The sequence below is a fragment of the Roseomonas indoligenes genome (assembly GCF_017813365.1).
Taxonomy (GTDB): domain Bacteria; phylum Pseudomonadota; class Alphaproteobacteria; order Acetobacterales; family Acetobacteraceae; genus Roseomonas; species Roseomonas indoligenes.
On the sequence record NZ_JAGIZA010000007.1, the window covers coordinates 1 to 22,776 of the forward strand.

Genomic DNA, 22,776 nt, shown 5'->3' on the forward strand with positions numbered 1-22,776 from the left:
ACCCGTACCCGCGAAGCCCTCTGGACCACCATCGGGCGCCTGCTCGACACCTTCACCCAAGCCGAGTGCAGAAACTACCTCGCCAACTCAGGATACGCGTCCGAGTAAGCTGGAAATGCTCTAGAACCCCCGCCAGGAGGCTGAGCCTCCTGGACCTGCATCGGGCTGCCGCGGAACTGACCTGATATATCAGCCTTCTACGATCGGCTTGATCCTGTCCTCGTAGTCGCCTCGGCTCCACGAGCCGAGGCGCACCGCCAGTCGAGGAAAACCAATGCCTAGAAAAAGATGATGGTGAGGGGGCCGGGGAGAGGAAGAATTCCTTCTTCCTCTCCCCGGGACAGGCCGTGAGCGAAGAACCAGCCTAAAGCGGGTTGTCTTCCTGGGGCGGCGGCCGTGCCGTGGTTTCCGCCTCTTCCGGCGTCTGGAGAGCCGGGCGCGACACGCGGCGGTAGGGGGCGCGGCGGGTGCCGGGTGCGTCCAGGCCGTAGGGGTCGCCATGAGTGACGACGCGGCCGGCGCTGTCGGTCCAGGCGGTGAGGTAGGCCAGTGCGACCTGCACCTCCTGGGTCGGCGGCAGCTCGTAGGTGCGGCCGGTGTCCAGCGTCGCCTGGAGGGAGGTGCCGGTCCGGTCCAGCATCCAGGCCGCCAGGTCGCGGATGCGCTCCACGCGGACGCAGCCATGGGAGAGAGCGCGGGAGGGGCGGGAGAAGGCCGAGGGGCTGCTGGTGCCGTGGAGGAAGATGCCGTCCGAATCCAGCAGGCCGATGCGGAGGATGCCCAGCGGGTTGGTCGGGCCGGGCGGCTGGACGAGCTTGCCGTTGATCCAGCGGAAGCCGGTGAGGCCGGCGGCGCGGATCTCCGGCACGATGCTGGCGGGCACGTACCAGGGCGGGTTGCACCGCGCCGCGGTCACGAAGGTGGCGAGCTGGGGCGTGCGGGTCTTGTTGGCGCCCACGACGACGCGGGAGCGCAGCACCTCCCGCCCGTTGTCATAGGCGATCAGCTCGGCCGCGGCGATGTTGACGAGGATGAGGCGGCCGGTGGAAGGCTCGATGGCCAGGTCGTCCAGCCGTTCCAGCGTGCGGTCCAGGGCGATGCGGGCGCCGGCCCGGTTGGCCGGCAGGGCCGCGCGGGCGCGGCGGAGGTGGCCGCGGATGTCGGCCATGGCGGCGGCGGCACCGCCGGCTGCGGCTGCGGCGGTGCCGGGCTGGGCGGCGGCCGTGCGGGCCCCTGCGCCGAGCGCGGCAGGGGCAAGGGTGGCGCCAAGTATGCTTCGGGCAAGGGAGCGGCGGGTGGTGGGCATGAGCGGCCTGGAGGGGAGTTCCTGTGTCTTAGAGCATTTTTCGTTCCGCGCCTTCCCCCAAACGATCGTATTGCGCCCCCCGTGATAGGGCGGGGCATCTTTTCATCCCCTGCGGGAAGGCCGTAAGAGCGCGGCCGTCAGCGGCCGCGATATTCGGGCGTGCGACAGCAACAATTTCAAGCACGGAGACGACGCGCATGTCGAAGAGGTTCCTGACCGGTGTGATCCAGCAGTCCACGGAGATGACCGGGGTGGCGGCGGGGCGCCTGGCCGCGGACATCGTGGCGGCGATCAAGGCGGAGATCATCGAGAACGGCCGCTTCTCCCTGCCGGATTTCGGCTCCTTCTCCGTGCGCGAGACGCCCAAGCGCACCGCCCTGAATCCCCGCACGGGCGAGAAGGTTGCCGTGAAGGCCGGCGCGACGGTGAAGTTCAAGGCCAGCCCCTCCCTGAAGGAAGCGGCCTTCGCCGGCGCGAAGAAGGCGAAGCGCAAGGCCGCCAAGGCGACCAAGGCCTGAGGGGAGGCCGGCCCTGCCTCGGCGCGGCTTGCCGGAGACGTCGCTCTACGCGGCGGTGAAGGCATACCTGGAGAGGCTGGGCTACGAGCCGAAGGGTGAGGTGTGCGGCTGCGACGTGGTGGCCGTGCGCCGCGACGGCGAGCCGCCCTTCCTCGTCATCGCCGAGATGAAGGGCGGGTTCACGCTGGAGCTGCTGCTGCAGGGCGTGGACCGGATGCCGGCGGCGGACGCGGTCTACCTCGCCGTCCGCGCTTCCCGTCGCGGGCGGGACCGGGATCGCCGCGCCTGGAAGCTGTGTCGCCTGCTGGGATTCGGCCTGCTGGCGGTGGATCCGGCGCGCGGCGCGGTGGAGGTTCTGGCGGAGCCGGCCCCCTACCGCCCGCGGCCGCAGGCCCCGCGGCGGGAAAGGCTGCTGAGCGAGCACGCGCGGCGCCGGGGCGACCCGAGCCCCGGCGGCAGCGTGCGGCAACCCGTGATGACGGCGTATCGCCAGGGGGCGCTGGCCCTGGCCGGGGCCCTGCGGGAGGGGCCGAGGCGCCCGCGCGACCTGGCGGGACTGACGCCGGATGCCGGGCGCGTTCTGCTGCGTAACGTGTATGGCTGGTTCGAGCGGGTGGGGCGCGGAACCTATCGGCTGACCCCCGCCGGAGAGGCGGCGGCGGAGAGCCACCGCCCCTGAGAAAAGGGGAGGGGAAACGCCCCTCCCCGGTCCTTCAGCTCTCCTCGTCGTCGGCGCCCTCGACGCCGATGTCCTCGGCGAGGTCCTCATCCTCGTCCAGGTCCTCGGCATCCTCCGCCACCTCGGCATCGGCGTCGTCCACCTCGATCTCGTCGGTGTCCGCGCCCTCCACGGCGGCGGCGCGCTTGCGCGGCTTCTCCTCCGGCAGCGGGCTGGCGGCGCGGCGCGCGCGCGGCTGCTCCGCCGGCTGTTCCGTCCCGCACTTGGGGCAGACCGCAGGCGTCTTGGTCAGATCGTAGAAGCGGGCACCGCAGGCGACGCAGGTCCGCTTGAGGCCGAGTTCGGCAAGGGCCATCAGGGAAGCCTCGGGTAGGTCCGGGAAGGCCGCGGACCGGGGGGTTCGGAAGGGCGGCGCGCATTGCCATGGGGGCCGGGGCGTGTCAAACGCCCGCGTTCATTTTACGCCCGCAATTCAGCCCCCGAACGCTCCCCCAACCCTGGCCGAGTGGTGCCGATGTCTCATCCTTCCGCCCGGACGGCACCGATGCGGGCCTCGGCGCCGACCATCTCCGGGCCAAATGGCCCCGGGCTGCACGGGCGGGTTTCCGTGCCGGGCGACAAGTCCGTCTCCCACCGCGCCCTCATGTTCGGCGCGCTCGCCGTCGGCACAACCGACATCACCGGGTTGCTCGAGGGGGAGGACGTGCTCCGCACCGCCGCCGCCATGCGGGCCCTGGGAGCCGAGGTGGAGAGGCTCGGCCCCGGGCGCTGGCAGGTGGCCGGGCGCGGGGTGGGCGGGCTGGTGGAGCCGGCCGACGTGCTGGACATGGGCAATTCCGGCACCGCCGCGCGGCTGATCTGCGGTCTTCTCGCGGGGCATCCGATCTTCGCGGTGCTGACGGGCGACGCCTCGCTCCGCAAGCGCCCGATGCGGCGGGTGACGGATCCGCTCTCCGCCTGCGGGGCCCGCTTCACCGGCCGCGAGGGCGGGCGCCTGCCCCTCTCGGTGGAAGGGGCGGCGGATCCGTTGCCGCTGGACTACGCCGTGCCCGTGCCCTCCGCCCAGGTGAAGTCCGCGGTGCTGCTCGCCGGCCTCTGCGCCCGCGGCACGACGCGGGTGGAGGAGCGGGAGGCGACCCGCGACCACACGGAGAACATGCTCCGCCACTTCGGCGCCGCCGTGCGCGTGGAGGCGGACGGGAACCGGCGGGTGATCGAGCTGGACGGGCAGCCGGAGCTGCGCGGCGCGCCGGTGGTGGTGCCCGCCGACCCCTCCTCCGCCGCCTTCCCGCTGGTGGCGGCGCTGCTGGTGCCGGGCTCCCGGGTCACGGTGGAGGGCGTGGGCCTGAACCCCCTCCGCACCGGCCTGTTCGACACGCTGCGGGAGATGGGCGCGGAGCTCACCGTCTCGAACCGGCGGGTGGAGGGCGGCGAGCCCGTGGGCGACCTGACCGCCGCCTTCTCCGAGCTGCGCGGGGTGGACGTCCCGGCCGCGCGCGCGCCCTCCATGATCGACGAGTACCCCGTGCTCGCCGTGGCCGCCGCCTTCGCCCGGGGCACCAGCCGCTTCCGCGGCCTGGGCGAGCTGCGGGTGAAGGAGAGCGACCGGCTGGCCGCGACCGTCGCGCTGCTCGCCGCCAACGGCGTGCAGTCCGAGGTTGAGGGCGACGACCTCGTCATCGCCCGGGACGGTTCCCCGGCCCCGGGCGGTGGGGTGGTGGAAACGCACATGGACCACCGGATCGCCATGTCCGCCCTCGTCATGGGCCTGGCCTCGGCACGGCCGGTGGCAGTGGACGATTCCGCCTTCATCGACACCTCCTTCCCCGACTTCATCGGCCTGATGAACGGGCTGGCGGGCGGCACCGCCATTGCCCCCCTTGAGGAGACGGCATGAGCGGATTGTCCGGTGAAGTGGCGCCGCCAGAAGGAATGACGGCGCCGGTGGTGATCGCGGTGGACGGCCCCGCCGCCGCCGGCAAGGGCACCCTGGCCCGGCGCCTCGCGGCCGAGCTGGGCCTGCCCTATCTCGACACCGGCCTGCTCTACCGCGCCGTCGCGCGCCGCGTGCTTCTCTCCGGCGGCCTGCCGACCAACCCGCAGGCGGCCGAGGCCGCGGCGGCCGCGCTGACGCCCGAGGACCTGCAGCGCCCCGACCTTCGCGGGCCCGACATGGACCAGGGCGCGAGCCAGGTGGCCGCCCAGCCCCCGGTCCGCGCCCTGCTGCTGGATTTCCAGCGCAACTTTGCCGCCCGCAACGGCGCGGTGATGGACGGGCGCGACATCGGCACCGTGGTCTGCCCCGATGCCCGCGTGAAGCTCTTCGTCACCGCCTCCGCCGCCGCACGGGCGGAACGGCGCTGGCTGGAACGCCAGGCCAAGGGCGAACCCATCCCCCTGGAGGAGGTGGCGGCCGAGATGGCCGTGCGCGACGCGCGGGATGCCGCCCGCGACGTGGCGCCGATGCGGCCGGCCGAGGACGCCCTGGTGCTGGACACGACGGGGCTGGACGCCGATGCGGCCTACGAGGCGGCCCTGCAGCTGATTCGGGCGCGGCTGGACGCGTGATTTCGGGTGGCCCCGGGAGGAGAGAACGAATTCTCTCCCCCTAGACCCCCTCTCTTTTTCTGGAGGGCTGCCGCGGGATGCCCGTCTGGTGGCCCGCCTGAGGTCGATGACCTCAGGCGACTGACACGGCGGCCTGCGCCGACACGGTCTTGGAAGCTACTTGGCACCGCCCTTCGATCATCGCATCCGCGGTAGCCCGATGCAGGTCCAGGAGCCTCAGGCTCCTGGCGGAGGGTTCCAGGGAAGCAGAGCCTCCCTGGGGCAACCCGAATCGCCATCCCCCGCATTTTCGGGGACAAGCGCCGCATGATCCGCCATCCCGCCGCACGCCTGGCCTCCGCCCTTCTGGCGCTGGCCCTTCTTGGCCTGCTGCTGTTCCGCCTCATCGAGATTCGCACGGACATGGCGGATTTCCTGCCCCCCGCCGCGACGCCCGAGGCCGCCTTCCTGCTGGAGGAGTTGCGGGAGGGCGCCGCGACCACGCTGCTGCTGGCGGGGATCGAGGGGGCGGAGGAGGCGGAGCTGGCCCGCGTCTCCCGGAGCATGGGGGATGCGATGCGGGCAAGCGGGCGTTTCGCCTTCGTCGGCAACGGCACGGCGGACCTTACGGAGGGGGAGCAGGCGCTTCTGTTCCGCTACCGCTACCTGCTGGGGAACTCGGAGGGGCGTTTCGCGGTGCCGGCGCTGCGGCGGGAGTTGGAAACGGTGCTGGACGGGCTTCGCTCCTCGCTCTCCGGCGTGTTCTCGCGGCTGGGCTTCGCCGATCCCACGGGGGTGTTCCTGGAGACGCTGAAGGGCTGGCTCGGCAGCTCGACCGTGCAGGTCCGGCAGGGCGTGTGGTTCGCGGGCGGGGAGGGGCCTCCGCGCGCCTTGATGGTGGCGCGCAGCCGGGCCGCCGGCACGGATACGGAGGCGCAGAGGGAGGCGGCGGAGGCGGTGCGGGCGGGCTTCGCGGCGGCCGATCCGAAGGGGGCGCGGCTGCTGCTCTCCGGCCCCGGGGTCTTCGCGGCGGCGGCGGCGGCCTCCGTGCGGGCGGATGTGGAGCGGATCTCGATCCTCTCGGGGGTGTTGCTGCTGGGCTTCCTGGTCTGGCGCTACCGCTCTCCGGTGATGGTCCTGGCCATGGCGGTGCCGCTGCTGGCGGGGACGCTGGCGGGGGTGCTAGCGGTGGCACTCGTCTTCGGGCGGGTGCAGGGGGCGGCGCTGGGCTTCGGGGTGACGATGCTCGGCGTGGCGGTGGACTACCCCATCCTCCTCCTGACCGGACGGCAGCCAGGGGAGGCGTTGGGCGGGGCCGCGCGGCGCATCTGGCCGACCCTGCGGCTGGCGGCGGCGGCGGCGGCGCTGGGGCTTGTGGCGATGATGGCCTCGGGTTTTCCCGGGCTGGCGCAGCTCGGGCTGTTCGGCGCTGCGGGGCTGCTGGCGGCGGTGGCGGTCACCCGCTGGGGCCTGCCCGCGCTGCTGCCCGGAGCGGCACTGATCGCGCGGCCCTTGCCGGATCTGGCCGGGCGCGCCCTGGCCGGGCTCTCCGGCCGGCCCGTCCTGGCGGCGGGGGTGGTGGCGGCGGCACTGGGCTGGATGGCACTGGCCGGGCCGCCGCGCTGGGAGGACGACATCGCCCGCCTCAGCCCCGTGCCGGAGGCGGACCGGAACCTGGACACGGAACTGCGGGGGCAGCTCGGCGCGCCGGACGTCCGCACGCTGCTGGCGCTGCGGGGCGGCGATGCGGAGGCGGTGCTCCGCGCCTCGGAGCGCGCGGCGGCGGCCCTGGCTCCGCTGCTGGCAGATGGGCGGCTGGCCGGGGCTGACCTTCCCAGCCGCTACCTTCCCAGCCGCGCCACCCAGTCCGCGCGCCAGGCAGGCCTGCCGGCACGGGAAGCCCTCTCCGCCCGGCTCCCCGAGGCCGCTGCCGGCCTTCCCTTCCGGCTCCCGGCCTTCGCGCCCTTCCTGGACGCGGTGGAGGAGAGCCGCGGCCTGCCCCTGCTGACGCCCGAGGGCCTCTCCGAGGCACCGCTGATCGCCACCCGCCTCTCGCCCCTGCTCTCGCAGCGCGGGGGGGAATGGCGGGGGCTGGGGCTGCTGGCCGGGGTGGCGGATCCGGCCGCCCTGCGCGCGGCGGTGGCGGCCCTCGGCGATCCCGGTGTTCTGCTCGTGGACGTGAAGGCCGAGACGGAGGGCATGATCGCCGCCACCACGCGCGGCGCGCTGCTCTGGTGCGGGGTGGGGGCCTTGGCCGTGCTGGCGCTGCTCGGCGCCGGGCTGCGCGGGGCGGGGGCGGCGCTCTGGCGCCTGGCGCCGGTGGCCGGGGCAGTCGCGGTGGTGCTGGCCGTCCTCTCGGCCGTCGGGGAACGGCTGACGCCCTTTCACCTCGCCGCGCTGCTGCTGATGGCCGGCGTCGGGCTGGATTACGCCCTCTTCCTCGCGCGCCGTGAGGCGGAGGAAGAGGCGGCCCGGGGCCGCGCCGCCGTGCTGAGCTGCGCCGTGGCCACGCTGCTGACCTTCGGGCTGCTGGCCCTCTGCGAGACCCCCGTGCTCCGCGGCATCGGGCTGACCGTCTCCGTCGGCGTGGCTGCCGCCTTCGGGCTGGCGCTCGCGCTGTCGCATCGCCCGGCGGTGCGTTCAGACAGTCCGTTCGAGGGAGCGTGATGCGGAAGCGGCCGGGGATACCCTTCCCCGCCGCCCCGGCGCGGCCCCATAGGGCAGTAACACCTGATAAGGAGAGCGCCATGATTCGCACCCCCATCCTTCTCGCCGCCGCACTGCTGGCCGCGCCCACCCTGGCCCTGGCGCAGGCCCCGGCCGATCCGGCCGTGCGCGAGATGCAGCGGGAGCGGGCCAATCCCGCCGTCCCCTCCGTGCCCGCGCAGAACCGCAACGCCGCCATGGCGGATGCCGGCGGCGTCGAGACCGCCCGCGGCCAGCTGGCCGAGGCCCGCGCCCTGCTGGTCCGCCGCCAGTCCGGCCGCGCCGTGGAGGCCCTGGAGCGGATGGAGACGCGCCTGCTGACGAATTCCGTGGTGGCGACCGAAGCGGACCGGCCGCAGTCCAGCGCGGCGCTGAGCCAGATCACCGAGGCGCGGCGCCTGGCCGCGCAGGGCGATTCCCGCTCCGCCCTCCAGGCCCTGGACCGCGCCGAGGCCGCCCTGCCGGCCAGCCCGACCGGCCCGGGCGCCCGACCCCTGCCGGAGGGCGTGCCGACCGCGGTGGACGCGCCGCACGGGCCTTCCGACGGGCGCCGCCGCGGCCTGCGGCACGGTCCGCGCCCGGCCGTGCCGCCGACCCCGCCGGCCGGTGTCCCGGCGGAGACGATGCCGCGGGGGTAATCGCCCTCTTCTTCGCTGTTGGTTTGTCCCGGGGAGAGGAAGAACGAATTCTTCCTCTCCCCGGACCTCTCACCATCATCTTTTTCTGGGAGCTGGCCTTGCTTTGCTGGCGTTGCGCCTCGGCTCTATGAGCCGAGGCGATTGCAGGGGCAGAACCAGGACCGGACCGTGAAGAACCGACGCTTCCGCCGGGTTTCGCGGCAGCCCGCTGCAGGGTCAGGAGGCTCGCAGCCTTCTGGCTCGGGACAAAGCTTCGCGTTTGCCCGGGGGTGCAACCTCCTGGGGAACTGGTCTCGGCCTTCGTAGGCCTGCTTCCCCCGCATGGGCGAACGGCGCCGCGACATCGCGTAAACCCTCGCAATCCGGTGTGCGGCACGCTATCTCTGCGCTGCAACACGCCGAACCGCCGAAGAAAGGCCCCGCCGCCGATGCGCGCGGGGCCTTCCATATGGGTTGGATCTTCGGGCGGAGGCCGCCGGACCGCACGGGCCGGCGAAACGGCGCGATGGGCCCGGGAAGCCGGCCACGGGGGATGGGCCCGCATCGCGCACAGAGGAACATCGCGCGGTGACGCAGAACATCCGTAACGTGGCGATTATCGCCCACGTCGACCACGGCAAGACCACGCTCGTCGATAATCTCCTGAAGCAGGCCGGCGCCTTCCGCGCCAACCAGCAGGTCGCCGAGCGGGCCATGGACCGCAACGACCTGGAGCGCGAGCGCGGCATCACGATCCTCGCCAAGTCCACCGCGGTGGACTGGAAGGGGACCAAGATCAACATCGTGGACACCCCTGGCCACGCCGACTTCGGCGGCGAGGTGGAGCGCATCCTGTCCATGGTGGACGGCGCGATCGTGCTGTGCGACGCGGCCGAGGGCCCGCTGCCGCAGACGAAGTTCGTGCTGACCAAGGCGCTGGCCCGCGGCCTGAAGCCGATCGTGGTCATCAACAAGGTGGACCGCCAGGACGCCCGCGCCGACGAGGTGCTGAACGAGGTGTTCGACCTCTTCGCCGCCCTGGGCGCGACGGACGAGCAGCTGGACTTCCACACCATGTTCGCCTCCGGCCGCCAGGGCTGGGCCGACATGTCGATGGACGGGCCGCGCAAGGACCTGTCGCCGATGTTCGACCTGATCCTGAGCCATGTGCCGGCGCCGAAGGTGGACGTGGACGCCCCCTTCGCCATGAACGCCTCCATCCTTGAGGCCGACAACTTCCTCGGCCGCATCCTGACCGGGCGCGTGGAGCAGGGCACCGCGCGCGTGAACATGCCTGTGCGCGTGCTGCGCCAGGACGGCAGCGTCGTCGAGACGGGCCGCCTGACGAAGCTGATGACCTTCTCCGGCCTCGATCGCGTGCCGGTGGACGAGGTGCAGGCGGGCGACATCATCGCCATCGCCGGCCTGTCCGACGCCACGATCCCCGACACCATCGCCGCCCCCGAGGTGATGGAGCCGCTGCCGGCCATCCCGGTCGATCCGCCGACCCTGACCATGACCTTCCGCATCAACGACGGCCCGCTCGGCGGCCGGGAGGGCAAGAAGGTCACGTCGCGCCAGATCCGCGACCGCCTGTTCAAGGAAATCGAGGGCAACGTCGCCATCAAGGTGAAGGTGTCCGAGGAAGTGGACGCCTTCGAGGTGGCGGGCCGCGGCGAGCTCCAGCTCGGCGTGCTGATCGAGACGATGCGGCGCGAGGGCTTCGAGCTGACCATCGGGCGCCCCCGCGTGCTGACGCAGGTGAACCCGGAGACCGGCGAGAAGGAGGAGCCTTTCGAGGAGGTGCTCGTCGACGTGGACGAGAGTTACTCGGGCGTGGTCGTCGAGAAGATGGCGCAGCGCAAGGGCATGATGCAGGACATGCGGCCCTCCGGCGGCGGCAAGGTTCGCCTGACCTTCGAGATCCCGTCGCGCGGCCTGATCGGCTACCACGGCGAGTTCATGACGGACACGCGCGGCACCGGCATGATGAACCGGCTCTTCATCGGCTACCGCCCCTGGGCCGGCCCGATCGAGGGCCGCATCAAGGGCAGCCTCATCTCCAACTCGGACGGCGAGGCGGTGCAGTACTCCCTCTTCGCCCTGCAGGAGCGCGGCGCGCTCTTCGTGGATCCGGGCGTGAAGGTCTATGTCGGCATGATCCTCGGCGAGCACTCGCGCGAGAACGACCTGGACGTGAACCCGATCAAGGAGAAGAAGCTCACCAACATCCGCGCTGCCGGCAAGGATGAGGCGCTTCTCCTGGTTCCGCCCCGCCGCATGTCGCTGGAGCAGGCCATCGCCTATATCGAGGAGGATGAGCTGGTGGAGGTGACGCCTTCCGCCATCCGCCTGCGCAAGCGCTACCTCGACCCGAACGAGCGCAAGAAGCACGCGCGCCGCTCGGAGAGCCAGGCGGCGTAAGCCACAGGGTTCAGGAATAAGGGCCGGGGGAGCGATCCCCCGGCCCTTTTCACTTCCGCTTCCCGGGGATCAGCCCGCCAGCTCGCGGGACCGGCGCGTGGCGGCCTCGATGGCCTTGGGGATGAGATAGGGCCAGGCGTGCTCGGCCATCAGCACGGCCAGCGCCTGCTCCGTGGTGCCCTTGGGCGAGGTGACGTTCTGGCGCAGCACCGACGCATCCTCCTTGCTACGGGCGAGGAGGGCGGCGGAGCCGGAGACGGTGGCGCGGGCCATCCGGCGGGCGAGGTCGGGCGGGATGCCCTGGTCCAGCCCGGCCCTCTCCAGCATCTCCGCCAGCAGGAAGACATAGGCGGGGCCGCCGCCGGAGATGGCAGTGACGGGATCAATGAGGCTCTCCGCCTCCACCCAGGCCACCTCGCCCGTCGCGGTCAGCAGGCGGTCGGCCAGGGTCTTCTGGGCCTCCGTGCAGCGGCGGCCGGCGCAGGCCACGGTGAAGCCCTGGCCGATGGCGGCGGGGGTATTGGGCATGGCCCGCACCACCGCCGCGCCCTCCAGCAGCCCGTCCAGGCCGGAGAGCGTCTTCCCCGCCATGATGGAGAGGAACAGGGCGCCGCCGCGGGCGAAGGGGCGAAGGCCCGGCAGGACCTCATCCGACTGCTGGGGCTTGGTCGCCAGCACCACCGCCTCCGGCACGAAGCCGGAGGGAATGGCGGCGATGTCCGGCGCCAGGGTGATTTCGGGGCGCCCGGCATAGGGCTTCGTGGAGTCGTGGTGCGGCTCCACGATCACGGCGCGGGAGAGGCCGCGGGCCAGCCAGCCGGAGAGCAGCGCGCCCCCCATCTTGCCGCAGCCGACCAGGAGGACGGGCGGAAGCATCGCAGCGGACATCGGCGGAACCCCTTCGGAGAGCATTCGGGCGGGCGCGCGGGCCCACCCGGACATCCCCTATGAGAAACCCGCCTTCCCGCGGGTCCGCAAGGGGCTCAGGCCTCTCCGGCGCAGTCCAGCATGGCCGCCGCCAGGGCTTCCGCCGGCGGCTTCCCGCCCCACAGGACGAACTGAAAGGCGGGGAAGAAGCGCTCGCACTCGGTGATGGCGATGTCCACCATGTCCTCGAGGCTTTCCACGCTCGCCCGACCGGCGCCGCGGAGGAGGACGGCGTGGCGGAAGACGGGGATGCCTTCCTCGCCCTCGATGCCGAAATGGCCGATCCAGAGCTTCTCGTTCGCCAGGGCCAGCAGCTCGTGCAGCTTGCCCCGCGATCCGGCCGGCACCTTCATGTCGAAGGCGCAGGTGAAGTGCATCGCGCTGATCTCGTTCGACCACGAGAAGTGAAGGCCGTAGTCGCACCACTTGCCGGGCGCCTCGGCGGCCATCTCGCCGTCGGACCGCCGGTCGAAGGCCCATTCATTGGCCGACACGATCTGCTCGACGACGTCGAGCGGATTAGCGGCCCTGTCCCGGTTTACAGTGAGGGTGGCTGACATGGCGTCACCTCCTATCCCGAGACGGGCGACCCTCCTCCTCTGGTATCGAATCGGCCGGGTCAGCCCCAACTGGTTGATACTGCGATGGCGAACGCAGCGGCAAGGCCGAAGGCTTCAGCGAATCCAGGGCCCTGCCGAACAAAAGGTGGTCACACGATGATCGGGCCGGTGCCCTCGATCGGCGGCACGCCGGGCTCGGGCGGGGCGTCCTTCGTCATCTCGTCCAGCCGGGCTTCCAGCGCGGCCATGCGGAGCGCCAGCGCCTCCGACTCCTCCCGCGCGCGGCGGGCCACCTCCAGCGCCGCGTCCAGTTCCTCGCGCTTCACGAGGTTCAGGCGGGTGATGAAGGATTCCGCCTGGGCCTGCACCATGGCCTCGATCTCGGCCTTCGCGCCGTTGATCACGGAGAAGGCGCCACCGGCCATGCCGGCCAGGTCGTCGAAGAACTTGCCGCGGCCGGGCCCGCCGAAGCCCTTGCCGAATCCGCCCGCGCCGAAGGGGCCGTTGCCACCCGTCCCGAAGGGGCCCGAGCCGCCCTGTCCACTGTCCTGCATCCCTGCCTCCTCACGCTTCGTGCCGGATTACATGGCCCCGCGAGGCGCCCGGGCGTAGTCCCCACCGCGCAATTCCCGCGGCTTGCCGCACCTCCGGCCGAGGCCTACCTAACCTCATGGCGCAGGTGCGATCGGGGGCGGCGATGAGGCGACGTGTGCTGGTCCTCCTGGCCTTCCTCGGCATGGCCGCAGGCGGGGGTGCCCTCGCCCAGACATCCGGTCAGTGGCCGGGCCAGTTGCCCGGCCAGGGCCAGGGCCAGGGGCAGAGTCAGTCGTCGGACCAACCGCCGGGTCGGACCGGGAGCGGCTCTTCCGGCACCGCAAGGGGGCGCACGACCCCGGGTGCCACGACACAGGGCTTTACGATGCCGGAACTCGCGGCACCGGGATTCGGCATGCCGGGATCCGGCTCATCGGGATCCAACTCGTCGGGTGGGGGCTCCGGGGCAGGGGGCACGGGGACAGGCGGCGCCATCCAGGGTGGCCTGGGCTCCACCATTCCCGGCCTTTCCGGCAAGGGATCCTCCGGTTCCACGCCGGCGCCAACGGTGCCGCTGTTCGGGGCGGGGAACTTCTGCGCCCAGCCGGCAGGACTCTGCGGCCCCGCCTGCAGCGTCACCTGCCAGGAGGGCCTCATCGCCTATTGCACCAACGGCCAGGGTGGCCCCTCGGCCGGTACCACGGCGCGCTCCGGCACCCCGGCCCCGCCGTCCGGCGGTGGTGCCGGCATCCCCACGCCCGGCGGCATCGTCGGGTTCAGCGGCCTCGGGAGCGCGGTCGGGGCCGCCAGCGGCGCCGCCTCGGCCCTAGCACCCGGCTGCACGGGGCGGCCGTCATGCCGCTGCCGGTAGCGCCACGGTGCCGGCCTCGATTCCGGAACCGGGGCGGGCGAGGGCGCGGCGCCTGACCGGCCACCCGGCCATTCCAGCCCCCGCCGATCGGGCCTATACCGCGCCCCGCCGGCGGCCCCGGGCCTCCGGCAAGGGGCTGCCCCCCTTCAAACGACCCGGCCCGGCCCCGCCGCGCCCTGCAGCACGGGCCACCGATGATCCCCGCCATCATGTTCCCCGCCTTCGATCCCGTGGCCCTGGCGGTCGGCCCCTTCGTCGTGCGCTGGTATGCCCTTGCCTATATCGCCGGCATCGTCATCGGCTGGCAGGTGGCGCGGCGGCTGATCCCGAAGGCGCCGGCGGCGGGCACGCCGGAAGCGATGGACGACTTCGTCACCTGGGCGACCCTCGGCGTCATCCTCGGTGGGCGGCTGGGCTACGTGCTGTTCTACCGGCCGGACATCATCCTGAGCGCGCCCTGGGAGATCCTCTACCTCTGGCACGGCGGCATGTCGTTCCACGGCGGGGCGGCGGGGGTGATCATCGCGCTCGCCCTGTTCTGCTACCGGCGGGGAATTCCCTTCCTGCTCTTCTCGGACCGGGTGACGAGCGTGGTGCCGGTCGGGCTCGGGCTCGGGCGCCTCGCCAACTTCATCAACGGGGAGCTCTGGGGGCGGGTGACGGACGTGCCCTGGGGCATGATCTTCCCCCATGCCGGGCCGGAGCCGCGCCACCCCTCCCAGCTCTACCAGGCGGCGCTGGAGGGGCTGGTGCTCTTCGTGATCCTGCAGTGGATCGTGCGCACGCCGCGGTTGCGGGCACGGCCGGGCTTCACCGCCGGGGCCTTCCTGGCGGGCTACGGCGTGGCGCGCATCATCGGCGAGCTGTTCCGCCAGCCGGACGTGCAGCTGGGCTTCCTGCTGGGCGGCGCGACGATGGGGCAGCTCCTCTCCGTCCCCATGGTGATCGCGGGGATCTGGCTGATGGCGCGCAGCCGGCCGGTCGCGGAGGCCTCCGCCGCGTGACGGAGCGGCCCGACCCCGCTGATGCGCCCGCCGACCCCCCGGAGCGGCTGGACGCCTTCATGGCGCGGGCCAACGCGGCCTACTACGCCGGGCGCGACCCCTTCGGCGCGGCGGGGGACTTCACCACCGCGCCGGAGATCACCCAGGCCTTCGGGGAATGCCTCGGCCTCTGGGCGGCGGTGACGTGGCAGGTGATGGGACGGCCCGACCCGGTGATCCTGGCCGAGGCGGGGCCGGGGCGCGGGACGCTGATGGCCGATGCCCTTCGCGCGATCCGCGGCATGGTGCCGGATTTCAGCCATGCCCTGCGGCTGCACCTGATCGAGACCTCCCCCCTGTTGCGGGCGGCGCAGAGAGGGCGTCTTCCCGGGGCGACTTGGCACGACAGCCTCGCCGCCCTGCCGCCAGGGCCGATGATCCTTCTGGCAAACGAGTTCCTGGACGCCCTGCCCATCCGCCAGTTCGTCCGCCGCGGCGGGCGCTGGGCTGAGCGCTTCGTGGCGGAGGGCGCTTTCGTGGAGAGGCCCGCGCCGGACGCGCCCCTGCCGGATTCGGGAGAGGAGGGCGAGGTGCGGGAGGTGAACGAGCCCGCCCTGGGCATCGCGGGCGCGCTCGGCACGCGCCTGGCGGCGCAGGGGGGCGCGGCGCTGTTCCTCGATTACGGACCGGGCGAGAGCGGGCCGGGGGACAGCCTGCAGGCCATCCGGGCCCGGGAGGCCGCCGACCCGCTCGCCGATCCGGGGGGCGCGGACCTGACGGCGCATGTGGATTTCGCCGCCCTTGCCCGCACCGCCCGGGCGTCGGGCGCGGCGGTGCACGGGCCCCTGCCGCAGGGCGTGTTCCTGTCTCGGCTGGGCCTGCACAGCCGGGCGGCGGCGCTGGCGGCGAGCGAGGCGTCGATCCCCGGTGGCCGCGGCGCCCGGCATATCGAGGCCGCCACCCGCCTGACCGCGCCGGAGGCGATGGGGCGCCTGTTCAAGGCCCTCGTCCTCTGCCACCCCGACCTTCCCACCCCGCCGGGCTTCGAGGCCGCATGACAGCCGAGTTCCTGACCGCCCCCTCCCTCACGGGGATGCCGCACGGCTTCTTCACCCGGCGCGGCGGCGTCTCCTCCGGGCGCTTCGCCAGTCTGAACTGCTCCCTTTCCTCCGCCGACGACCCGGCGCTGGTGCAGGAGAACCGGGCGCTGGCCATGGGCGCCATCGGGACCTCTCCGGCCAGCCTGTCCGGGCTGTTCCAGGTGCATGGCATCGCGGTGGCCTTGGCGCGGGAGCCGATCGCGCATGAGGCGCGGCCGAAGGCGGACGGCGTGGTGACGGACCGCCCGGGCGTGACGCTGGGAATCGTGACGGCGGATTGCGGGCCGGTCCTCTTCGCCGATCCCCGCGCGGGTGTCGTGGGCGCCTGCCATGCCGGCTGGCGCGGGGCGCTGGCGGGGGTGCTGGAGGCGACGCTGGCCGCCATGGAAGGGCTCGGCGCCCGCCGGGGCGACATCGTGGCCGCGCTGGGCCCCTGCATCCGCCAGCCAAGCTACGAGGTGGGCGCGGACCTTCGGGCCGAGCTTCTGGCAAGCGATCCGGAGGGGGAGCGCTTCCTCGCCCCCGGCGCCCGCGAGGGGCACTGGCAATTCGACATGGCCGGGCTGATCCTGGCCCGGCTGACGGCCGCGGGCGTGGCCGCCGAGGCCCTGCCGAACGACACGCGAGCGGAGGAAGAGCTGTTCTTTTCCCACCGCCGCCGCACGCTGGAGGGGGGCGGCCCGATCGGGCACCAGCTTTCCGCCATCGCGCTACCGGGGTAGCGCCTCCCCGCCCCGGGGCAGCGCTTCGCGCGCCCGGGGCAGCGCTTCGCGCACCCGGGGTGGCGCCCGGCCCTGGCTCCGTGGATAAGGCACCGGCCATGCCCCACCTCTTCAACCCCGCGGCACCACCGCCCGCCGCGCGATCGGCTGGGCGGATGCCTCCCAAGTTCCGGGGCATCGCCGCCCTTCTCCTGCCGCTGGCGCTCCTCGCGGCCTGTGGGCCGCTGCCGCAGCCCTTCCGGGGCAATCCCGGCGGCGCGGCCCGCCGCCTGGCCGCGCCGCCGGCCTACCGCATCGCCGTCCCGCCCCCGAGCGCCGCCCTGTTGCCGGACGTGGCCTCCACCGATTTCGCCATGGCCATAACGGAGGCCCTGGAAGGCGCCGAGGTGCCCGTGGTGGCCGGCGCGCCCGCCCCCCTGGACTGGCGCCTGGACGTGACCGCCGATCAGGACGGCCGCGGCGTGACGCCCGCCTACTCCGTGGTGGACGCGGACGGAAAGGTGCTGGGCCAGGCCCGCGGCGCCCCCGTGCCCGTGCGGGAATGGAGCGAGGCGCGGACCGAAACCCTGCACCGCGTGGCCGCGCGCGACGCCGAGCTCGTCACCGCCCTGCTGACACGGGGCGAGGCGGCGCGCCGGGCGGCCGAGACCGTGCCCTTCAACGGCAGCGGCGGCCCCCCGCGCGTGCGCTTCACCGGCGTGCAGGGCGCGCCGGGCGACGGCAACCAGTCCCTCGCCCTCCGCATGCGGGACTTCCTCTCCACCAAGGGCCTCGTGGTGCAGGACGGGGCCGATGGCGCTGCCTTCTCCCTGGCCGGGAAGGTGACCCTGGCACCCGCGCCCAACGGCAAGCAGCGCGTGGAAATCCAGTGGCTCGTGCGGCGCCGGGACGGGCATGACCTCGGCCAGGCGCTGCAGCTGAACGAGGTGCCGACCGGCAGCCTGAACGGCCTCTGGGGCGACGTGGCCTATGTGGTGACGCAGGAAGCCTCCGCCGCCGTGCGCGACATCATCGCCAATGCCGGCGGCCTGGGCGAAGAGGCCGCGCGGCGCCCGGCACCCCCACCGGCGCCCGAGGCTCCGGCGGAGGCAGGGGCGCCGGCCCGGTAAGCCAGGCCGGTTGCATGGTCTGAGATGGCGGTTCGGGCGGCCCCAGGGGGAGAGAAAGAATGCTCTCCCCCTGGACCCCCCTCATCTTTTTCTATCGGGCTGCCACGGGATGCTCGGCTTGCGGCCCGCCTGAGGTCGATGACCTCAGGCGACTGATACGGCCGCCTGGGCTGACCCGGCGCCAAATCACCTTCGGCACCGGCCTCCGATCATCGCATCCGCGGCAGCCCGATGCAGGTCCAGGAGCCTCAGGCTCCTGGCGGAGGGTTCCAGGGAGGCAAAGCCTCCCTGGGGATCACCGGAGCCAACCGTCCACGCAAACGATCCTGTGAGGACAACCCGCCGCCCGGCGCCCTGGCATGCGCCGTACGTAAAGCGGCTTTGCTCTGTGTTAGAGCGGCTCCGGCATGGACTTGGTGGCGTGCGGTTGCTATCCCGCCGCCGCCCCACGCCGCCTGTCCCGTCACTTGTCCAGCGGCGCGCCCGGAGATTTCCAGCGGATGAAGATTCTCGCCTGCAACAGCAACCGCCCGCTCGCCGAGGCGGTGGCCGCGGCCCTGAACCTACCGCTGACCCAGGCTTCCGTCCGGCGTTTCGCGGATCTCGAGATCTTCGTGGAGATCCAGGAGAATATCCGGGGCGAGGACGTCTTCGTCATCCAGTCCACCAGCTACCCGGCGAACGACAACCTGATGGAGTTGCTGATCACGCTGGACGCGCTGCGCCGCGCCTCCGCGCGCCGCGTGACGGCCGTGATCCCCTATTTCGGCTATGCGCGGCAGGATCGTAAGTCCGGGCCCCGCACGCCGATCTCGGCAAAGCTGGTGGCGAACCTCATCACCCAGGCGGGGGCGGACCGGGTGCTGACGCTGGACCTGCATGCCGGGCAGATCCAGGGCTTCTTCGACATCCCCGTGGATAACCTCTTCGGCGCGCCCCTTTTCGCGCGCGACATCCAGGAGCGCTACAAGGGCCGCGACCTGATGGTGGTGAGCCCCGACGTGGGCGGCGTGGTGCGCGCCCGCGCCATCGCGACCCGGCTGCACACGGACCTCGCCATCATCGACAAGCGCCGGCCGCGCGCCGGCGTGTCCGAGGTGATGAACGTCATCGGCGACGTCTCCGGCCGCGACTGCATCCTGGTGGACGACATCGTCGATTCCGGCGGCACGCTCTGCAACGCGGCGGAGGCGCTTCTGAAGAACGGGGCGCATTCCGTCTCCGTCTATGTCACGCACGGCGTGCTCTCGGGCGGCGCGGTGGCGCGCATCGGGGCGGCGCCGATCCAGCAGCTGATCTGCACGGACAGCATCCAGGCGACCGAGGCGGTGCGCGTCTCCTCCAACATTAAGCAGCTGACGGTCGCGCCGCTGCTGGCGGAGGCGATGCGCCGCATCTCCGAGGAAGCCTCGGTCTCCACGCTGTTCAACTGAGAGGGTGGGCGGCGCGGAAACTGCGCCGGCCCCCTTCAACCCGCCCGCGTTTCCGGCCAACCTCCCGTCCGCATCCGGCCCACGACCCAAGCCCCGGCGATGCCGCCGGGCCTCGGTCGTGTGTCCTGAAGAAACGGCCGAGGAACCCGCCATGAAGCTCTACTACGCCCCCGGTGCCTGCTCCCTCGGGATCCATGTCCTGCTGGAGGAGACCGGGAAGCCCTACGAGCTCTCCCTCGTGGACACGAAGAACGGCGGCCAGTTCTCGCCGGAATACGTGGCGGTGAACCCGAAGTCGAAGGTGCCGGCGCTGGACCTGGGCGACGAGGGGCCGGTGCTGACGGAGTGGACGGCCATCGCCTCCTACCTCGCCGCCGCCAACCCCGAGGCCGGGCTGGCGCCGAAGGACCCGCTGGGCATGGCGCGCGCGGTGGAGGCGGTGGACTACATCACCGGCACCGTCCACCCGCACGCCTTCACCCGCCAGTTCCGCCCGCACATGTTCTCCGGCCGCGAGGAGGACCACCCGAAGGCGGTGGAGACGGCGCGGGCCAATGCCGCGAAGTACTTCGACCTGCTGGAGAAGAACTGGCGCGGCGACACATGGGTCCTGCCCGCCGGCTTCTCCATTGCCGATGCCGCGCTGTTCTTCGTGGAGTACTGGCACGTGAAGCGCGTCGGCCAGTCCCTGCCGCCGAAGCTGGACGCCCATTTCAAGGCGATGCTGGAGCGCCCGGCCGTGAAGCGCGCGCTGGAGCAGGAAGGGCTGGCGGCCTGACCGGCCACCCCTTGCCCAAGCCAGCCCCCATGGCCGAGCCCAACCCCGTCCCCTTCTGGTTCCTGCGCCACGGCGAGACGGACTGGAACGCCCGCATGCTCTCCCAGGGGCAGGTGGACATCCCGCTGAACGCCGTGGGCCTGGCCCAGGCCGGGCGCGCGGCCGAGGCGCTGGTGGGGCAGGGCATCCGCTCCATCCACGCCAGCACGCTGGGGCGCGCGCGCGTCACGGCCGAGATCGTGGCGGCGCGGCTGAACCTCCCCGTCACGCTCGACCCCGAACTGGTGGAGTGCGCCTTCGGCGTGCAGGAGGGCCAGGAGATGTCCGCCTGGTTCCAGGACTGGATCGACGGCCTCTCGACCCCGGAGGGCGGCGAACCCTTCGCCGACCTGCGGGAACGGGCCGTGCGCGCCATCAACCGCGCCACCGCCAACCCCGGCCCGGTGCTGGTGGTGGCCCACGGCGCCCTGTGGCGCGCCATGCGGCAGGCGCTGGGGATGGAAGCCAACATCCGCACGCCCAACGCCCTGCCGCTCTTTGTCGAGCCGCCCTCCGGCGGGCAGGGATGGCGCTTCACGCCGGCCGAACTCGGCGCCTGACGCGCGGGTTCTGCTGCCGCCCTTCCCTGTCGGTCTGTCCCGGGGAGAGGAAGAAGGAATTCTTCCTCTCCCCGGACCCCTCACCATCGTCTTCTTCTTCGAGTTGGAATCATCCCGCTGACGGTGCGCCTGAGGTCGATGACCTCAGGCGATCGTAAGGGCAGGATAAAGCTCCTCACGCAGAAACCCCGTGTCAGGACGCCACGGCGGCAGCGGGACGGGGGGCAGCGGCCTCAGGCCCTTGGCTCGGGACAAACGCTTCGCGTTTGCCTGGGGGTTCCAGGGGGCAGCGCCCCCCGGCTCCGGACCCATCAGGACACGTTCAGCTCCGCGCCCTCAGCCGCAACACGCTGACCACCGCGCCCAGCGCGGCCATGCCGCAGGCGAAGGTGAGGGCGGTCGTCGGTCCGACGATGGGCATGCCGGGCATCCAGCCCAGGATGAGGCCGACGAGGGCGGCGCCCGTGGTCTGGCCGAGCAGGCGGGCCGTGGCGAGCATGCCGCTGGCGCCACCCGCGCGCTCAGGGGGTGCGGCGCCGACCATGGTGCGGTTGTTCGGGGTCTGGAACAGGCCGAAGCCGAAGCCGCAGAGGGCCATGCGCCAGGCGATGTCCACGGCCTGCGGGTGGGTTGGCAGCAGGGCCAGCAGGGCGAGGCCCGTGGCCATCAGCACCAGCCCGACGCCGCCGAGGAGCCCGGCCGGAAAGCGGTCCATGAGGCGCCCGGAGAGGGGGGCGGCGACGGCGGTGGCGAGGAACCAGGGCGTGGTGAGCAGCCCGGCCTGGAAGACGCTGAATCCGAAGCCGGTCTGCAACAGGAAGGGCAGGGCGGAGAAGGCGAGGGCCTGCGCCATGAAGCTGCAGATGGAGGTGCCGATCGAGAGGGCGAAGACGGGGATGCCCAGCAGGTCGAGCGGCAGCAGCGGGCGCGGTCGGCCAGTCTGGCGCCGCACGAGCCAGGCGCCGGCCGCAAGGCCTGCGGCGACGGTGGGTAGGGCGGTCATCCAGGCCCCACCATGCGCCAGGCCGTCCAGGCCGAGGATGAGCAGCCCGAAGGTGGCGGCCGAGAGGAGGGCGCTGATCCAGTCGAATCGGTGCCGGCCGCGCGGGGTCTGCGGCAGGACGCGCAGGCCGAGCGCGAGGGCGACGACGCCGAGCGGCACGTTCACCGCGAAGATCCATGGCCAGTCCGCGACGCCGAGGATCAGCCCGGCCACGGTGGGTCCCGCGGCCGCGGCGGTGGAGACGACCATGGCGTTCAGCCCCAGCCCGCGCGCCAGCCGGGCGCGGGGCTGGATGAAGCGGATGAGGGCGGAGTTCACGCTCATCAACCCTGCCGCGCCGAAGCCCTGGGCGGCGCGGGCGGCGACCAGCCAGTCGAAGCTGCCGGCCGTGGCGCAGGCGATGGAGGCGAGGGTGAAGAGGACGAGGCCCGAGAGGTAGATCCGCCGGTAGCCCACGATCTCCCCCAGCGCCGCCAGCGGCAGGAGGGAGACGGTGACGGCGAGCTGGTAGGCGTTGGTGGCCCAGATGATGTCGGCGGGCGCGACGTTCAGGGCGCGGCCGATGGTGGGCAGGGCGGCGGTGCCGATGGTGCCGTCGATGACGGCCATGGTGATGCCGAGAGCCATTCCCGCCGTGGCCCAGTGGCGGCGCGGCAGGGGCAACCCGTCCGGTGCGGCGGGATCGGGGGTGCGGGCGGGTTCTTGGGGCGGCAGGGAGGTTCACTCCGGCGAGGCGGCGCGGCTTTTTCCCTTCCTGCGCCGGTTGCGCGGGCTTGGCTACCCGTCAGGCCGGGCCGGCTGCCACCACCACTCAGCCGGGGGCGGCTACCGCCACCACCACCACTCAATCTGGGGTGGCTACCGCCACCACGGCGCGAGTGCCGCCGCTGATCCTCAGCAGCTCCGCGGGGGTCGAGGGGAAGACGGCGCGCGGGCTGCCGGCGGCGGCCCAGACCTCCGCATGGGCGAAGAGGGCCTCGTCCACCAGGACCACGGGCGGCGAGAGATGGCCGAGCGGCGCCACGCCGCCGATGGCGAAGCCCGTCGCCTCCCGCACCCAGCGGCCCTCGGCCCGGCCGATGGAGAGGGCGGTCAGGGCCGCCACCTTCTCCGGGTCCACGCTATGGGCGCCGCTGGCCACCACCAGCACCGGGCGCTCCGTGCCGTCCGGTGCCGTGCCCCTGAAGATCACGGATTTGGCGATCTGCCCGACGCTGCAGCCCACGGCGCGGGCGGCGTCGGCGGCGCTGCGGGTGCCCTCCGGGAATTCCCGCACCGCGTCCGGGTGGCCCGCCGCGCGCAGGGCTGCCCGCACGCGCGCGACGGAGCCGCCGTCTTTTCCTTCCCCCGCCGCCATGAC

General features: G+C 72.8%; 22 protein-coding genes and 1 pseudogene. 16 read left to right on the forward strand and 7 right to left on the reverse strand.

Annotated elements, in window-relative coordinates:
* Nucleotides 1-108, forward strand: a pseudogene (locus J5Y10_RS27860) (IS630 family transposase); the annotation flags it as partial.
* A 256-nt stretch (nucleotides 109-364) separates the two neighbouring features.
* Here J5Y10_RS27860 and J5Y10_RS12960 read toward each other — a convergent pair.
* Nucleotides 365-1,306 carry a L,D-transpeptidase family protein gene (locus J5Y10_RS12960; RefSeq protein ID WP_209374174.1) on the reverse strand — a complete coding sequence of 314 codons (942 nt, stop codon included), beginning with the start codon at nucleotides 1,304-1,306 and terminating at the stop codon, nucleotides 365-367.
* A gap of 197 nt (nucleotides 1,307-1,503) precedes the next feature.
* On the opposite strand from J5Y10_RS12960, the gene J5Y10_RS12965 reads away from it, so the two are divergent.
* On the forward strand, nucleotides 1,504-1,824 hold the full coding sequence (locus J5Y10_RS12965) for an HU family DNA-binding protein (protein ID WP_209374176.1): 321 nt from the start codon (nucleotides 1,504-1,506) through the stop codon (nucleotides 1,822-1,824).
* Nucleotides 1,825-1,852: 28 nt separating this feature from the next.
* The gene (locus J5Y10_RS12970) at nucleotides 1,853-2,503 is read left to right on the forward strand and encodes a DUF2161 family putative PD-(D/E)XK-type phosphodiesterase (protein WP_209374178.1); all 651 of its coding nucleotides are present in this window, start codon (nucleotides 1,853-1,855) and stop codon (nucleotides 2,501-2,503) included.
* Between the two features lie 34 nt (nucleotides 2,504-2,537).
* Here J5Y10_RS12970 and J5Y10_RS12975 read toward each other — a convergent pair whose 3' ends face one another.
* Complete coding sequence (locus tag J5Y10_RS12975) at nucleotides 2,538-2,858, reverse strand: TIGR02300 family protein (RefSeq protein WP_209374180.1); 321 nt, start codon at nucleotides 2,856-2,858, stop codon at nucleotides 2,538-2,540.
* 189 nt (nucleotides 2,859-3,047) lie between these two features.
* Here J5Y10_RS12975 and aroA point away from each other — a divergent pair, with 189 nt between their 5' ends.
* The 5 genes from aroA (at nucleotide 3,048) to typA (ending at nucleotide 10,797) form a co-directional block, all read left to right on the forward strand.
* Nucleotides 3,048-4,400, forward strand: a complete 1,353-nt coding sequence (aroA, locus tag J5Y10_RS12980) for a 3-phosphoshikimate 1-carboxyvinyltransferase (protein WP_209374182.1) — start codon at nucleotides 3,048-3,050, stop codon at nucleotides 4,398-4,400.
* A 35-nt stretch (nucleotides 4,401-4,435) separates the two neighbouring features.
* Nucleotides 4,436-5,071, forward strand: a complete 636-nt coding sequence (locus J5Y10_RS12985; protein WP_209374571.1) for a (d)CMP kinase — start codon at nucleotides 4,436-4,438, stop codon at nucleotides 5,069-5,071.
* Nucleotides 5,072-5,377: 306 nt separating this feature from the next.
* Complete coding sequence (locus J5Y10_RS28440) at nucleotides 5,378-7,717, forward strand: MMPL family transporter (RefSeq protein ID WP_209374184.1); 2,340 nt, start codon at nucleotides 5,378-5,380, stop codon at nucleotides 7,715-7,717.
* A gap of 80 nt (nucleotides 7,718-7,797) precedes the next feature.
* The gene (locus tag J5Y10_RS12995) at nucleotides 7,798-8,394 is read left to right on the forward strand and encodes a hypothetical protein (protein WP_209374186.1); all 597 of its coding nucleotides are present in this window, start codon (nucleotides 7,798-7,800) and stop codon (nucleotides 8,392-8,394) included.
* 567 nt (nucleotides 8,395-8,961) lie between these two features.
* Entirely contained in the window at nucleotides 8,962-10,797 is a 1,836-nt protein-coding gene (gene typA / locus J5Y10_RS13000) for a translational GTPase TypA (protein WP_209374188.1), read from the forward strand.
* 69 nt (nucleotides 10,798-10,866) lie between these two features.
* On the opposite strand, the gene proC is transcribed toward typA, so the two are convergent.
* The 3 genes from proC to J5Y10_RS13015 all read right to left on the reverse strand — a co-directional run bounded on the left by proC (nucleotide 10,867) and on the right by J5Y10_RS13015 (nucleotide 12,838).
* The gene (gene proC / locus J5Y10_RS13005) at nucleotides 10,867-11,685 is read right to left on the reverse strand and encodes a pyrroline-5-carboxylate reductase (protein WP_209374190.1); all 819 of its coding nucleotides are present in this window, start codon (nucleotides 11,683-11,685) and stop codon (nucleotides 10,867-10,869) included.
* 95 nt (nucleotides 11,686-11,780) lie between these two features.
* On the reverse strand, nucleotides 11,781-12,284 hold the full coding sequence (locus J5Y10_RS13010) for a type III secretion system chaperone family protein (protein ID WP_209374192.1): 504 nt from the start codon (nucleotides 12,282-12,284) through the stop codon (nucleotides 11,781-11,783).
* Between the two features lie 149 nt (nucleotides 12,285-12,433).
* A complete protein-coding gene (locus tag J5Y10_RS13015; protein WP_209374194.1) occupies nucleotides 12,434-12,838 on the reverse strand; it encodes an accessory factor UbiK family protein in 405 nt (134 codons plus the stop codon).
* A gap of 395 nt (nucleotides 12,839-13,233) precedes the next feature.
* On the opposite strand from J5Y10_RS13015, the gene J5Y10_RS13020 reads away from it, so the two are divergent.
* From J5Y10_RS13020 to J5Y10_RS13055, 8 genes are all read left to right on the forward strand, one after another.
* Nucleotides 13,234-13,689, forward strand: coding sequence for a hypothetical protein (locus J5Y10_RS13020; RefSeq protein ID WP_209374195.1), 456 nt, complete (start codon nucleotides 13,234-13,236; stop codon nucleotides 13,687-13,689).
* A 194-nt stretch (nucleotides 13,690-13,883) separates the two neighbouring features.
* Complete coding sequence (lgt, locus tag J5Y10_RS13025) at nucleotides 13,884-14,693, forward strand: prolipoprotein diacylglyceryl transferase (protein WP_209374197.1); 810 nt, start codon at nucleotides 13,884-13,886, stop codon at nucleotides 14,691-14,693.
* Nucleotides 14,694-14,752: 59 nt separating this feature from the next.
* Nucleotides 14,753-15,730 carry a class I SAM-dependent methyltransferase gene (locus tag J5Y10_RS13030; protein WP_209374580.1) on the forward strand — a complete coding sequence of 326 codons (978 nt, stop codon included), beginning with the start codon at nucleotides 14,753-14,755 and terminating at the stop codon, nucleotides 15,728-15,730.
* Complete coding sequence (gene pgeF, locus J5Y10_RS13035) at nucleotides 15,727-16,494, forward strand: peptidoglycan editing factor PgeF (protein ID WP_209374198.1); 768 nt, start codon at nucleotides 15,727-15,729, stop codon at nucleotides 16,492-16,494. The genes J5Y10_RS13030 and pgeF overlap by 4 nt, the downstream gene beginning before the upstream one ends.
* A gap of 98 nt (nucleotides 16,495-16,592) precedes the next feature.
* Entirely contained in the window at nucleotides 16,593-17,603 is a 1,011-nt protein-coding gene (locus J5Y10_RS13040; RefSeq protein WP_209374199.1) for a hypothetical protein, read from the forward strand.
* 500 nt (nucleotides 17,604-18,103) lie between these two features.
* Complete coding sequence (locus tag J5Y10_RS13045; protein WP_209374200.1) at nucleotides 18,104-19,036, forward strand: ribose-phosphate pyrophosphokinase; 933 nt, start codon at nucleotides 18,104-18,106, stop codon at nucleotides 19,034-19,036.
* A 151-nt stretch (nucleotides 19,037-19,187) separates the two neighbouring features.
* Nucleotides 19,188-19,814, forward strand: coding sequence for a glutathione S-transferase family protein (locus tag J5Y10_RS13050; RefSeq protein ID WP_209374201.1), 627 nt, complete (start codon nucleotides 19,188-19,190; stop codon nucleotides 19,812-19,814).
* A gap of 29 nt (nucleotides 19,815-19,843) precedes the next feature.
* Nucleotides 19,844-20,413 (forward strand): histidine phosphatase family protein, encoded by a 570-nt coding sequence (locus J5Y10_RS13055; protein ID WP_209374202.1) that lies wholly within the window; start codon nucleotides 19,844-19,846, stop codon nucleotides 20,411-20,413.
* Between the two features lie 322 nt (nucleotides 20,414-20,735).
* Here the strand turns inward: J5Y10_RS13055 and J5Y10_RS13060 are convergent, their stop codons facing one another.
* Both J5Y10_RS13060 and J5Y10_RS13065 read right to left on the reverse strand, forming a co-directional pair.
* A complete protein-coding gene (locus J5Y10_RS13060; protein ID WP_245214668.1) occupies nucleotides 20,736-22,079 on the reverse strand; it encodes an MFS transporter in 1,344 nt (447 codons plus the stop codon).
* A 181-nt stretch (nucleotides 22,080-22,260) separates the two neighbouring features.
* Nucleotides 22,261-22,773, reverse strand: a complete 513-nt coding sequence (locus J5Y10_RS13065) for a YbaK/EbsC family protein (protein WP_209374204.1) — start codon at nucleotides 22,771-22,773, stop codon at nucleotides 22,261-22,263.
* Nucleotides 22,774-22,776: the final 3 nt, after the last annotated feature.